This is a genomic window from Candidatus Magnetobacterium casense (assembly GCF_019173545.1).
GTDB lineage: Bacteria > Nitrospirota > Thermodesulfovibrionia > Thermodesulfovibrionales > Magnetobacteriaceae > Magnetobacterium > Magnetobacterium cryptolimnobacter.
This window is the reverse complement of record NZ_JABXWD010000618.1, coordinates 1-1,556: the sequence shown is the minus strand read 5'-3', so window position 1 is coordinate 1,556 and position 1,556 is coordinate 1. Positions and strand designations below refer to the sequence as shown.

The window sequence follows — 1,556 nt, the reverse complement described above, 5'->3', positions numbered from 1 at the left end:
CGACAAAGACAGCTACCTCTGGGTCAGCGAAGCCAACAGCAACAGAAACGAGCCACTCATCCGCATCGGAGCAGAAAAGCTCATACACCGATGCTTCGAAAGAGCAGGACTCAAACACCTACGGCACAACCCCCACTGGTTCAGACACTCGCGGGCAAGCATCCTCTCAAGCAAGCTTCCTGAAGTGATACTGTGCAGGTACATGGGCTGGACGCTCGGCAGCCAACAAGTCAAAACGTACTGCCACCTCAGAACCGAACAAGTAGAAAACGCCATACTCGAAATGAACGGCGTGGCGGTCCAAAAAGAAACACAAAAATTCAAGCAACCAGTTTGCTCCTGCGGCACCACCAACACCCTCGGCAGCCGATACTGCTACAAGTGCGGCAACCCCTTAAGCGTCGACATACTCATCACTGACCAAGAAATTGTACGGAAAGAAACCAACGACAGACTCAAACTGTACGCCGAAATCATGGCAGACCCCATACGACGCGCAGAGTTCGAAGCATACAAGAAAACCATCGGAGGCACACAATGAACCAACCCATACCGAAAGATTGGCTGCACTACTTCAAGAACCACCGAATAACCGTCACGTGGCGCCAACCACGTCCCTACGACAACCTCCAACCGGTGCCCACGACCACCAACGGCATACTCGTGGACATCGAAGAAAACGGAAACCTCGTCATCAACGGAAAACCAACACAAAAACACTTCACTGGCATCCGCTATGACACAATCGAAGAAGTCTATCCAGACGGCACCGAAGCCCTACAACTACTCCGACGACTTCGAGAACAACAAAAGAACGCCACCGTCGAACTCACCAACGACAAACACCACGTCGCCATCCACGTCAAGAAACCGAAAGACCATCAACAGACGCTTTGATTTCTTTCACGAACCTCCAACATCATAACATTATTATCCCCCCTCAGACGCGCGTTCAGCCATGGCGAACACGCGCAAGAAGACAGCAACGGACCGCGACAAGGAACACCTTGACTTCCTGATAAGGCGCCAAGAAAGCCTCGTCAGCCAAATGTCACAAACGCCGACTTTATTCTTCGCAGCTCTCGGACTCATGTTCACGGTAGTAACGTTCGCGAACAATTCCACCTTTGGCGCGTGGGAAAAGGTCATCATTACAGGGTTCTATCTAATCATCATAATCATCGTCTCAATACTAACCTCAAGACACAACAACAAAATCGAGAAGCAACTCAACGACCTCGACAAGATGACACGAAACGCATTCAAGAAATGCCACCCTCACAAAAGATACGTCAGTTGGGACGGCAAGCCCGAATAATTCTAAAAAACCAACACGACCATTGCATCACAAAGCTTTTAACGAGACATAAAGGCAGCCGAACGCAATGGCAACAACCGAAATACTAACAGTCGCCAAAGAACTACTCACAGCCATGGGCTTCGGCTCACAAGCAGAGCTCGCAATAGTGCACATCATACTATGGCTTATCACCTCATGGGGAGCCCTATTCCTCCACCTCATACTCGACGAGCCACACCTCATACCCGAACTCAAA

At 50.1% G+C, this 1,556-nt stretch carries 2 protein-coding genes and 1 pseudogene; all 3 read left to right on the top strand.

Features of this window, described 5'->3' with window-relative positions; all coding sequences use genetic code 11:
- Positions 1–541 (top strand): annotated as a pseudogene (locus HWQ67_RS18160) (hypothetical protein); the annotation flags it as partial.
- The gene (locus HWQ67_RS18155; RefSeq protein ID WP_218254104.1) at positions 538–897 is read left to right on the top strand and encodes a hypothetical protein; all 360 of its coding nucleotides are present in this window, start codon (positions 538–540) and stop codon (positions 895–897) included. The pseudogene HWQ67_RS18160 and the gene HWQ67_RS18155, both read left to right, overlap by 4 nt.
- Positions 898–958: 61 nt before the next feature.
- Positions 959–1,318: a hypothetical protein gene (locus HWQ67_RS18150; RefSeq protein WP_218254103.1), complete on the top strand. Its 360-nt coding sequence runs from the start codon at positions 959–961 to the stop codon at positions 1,316–1,318.
- The last annotated feature ends 238 nt before the right edge of the window (positions 1,319–1,556 follow it).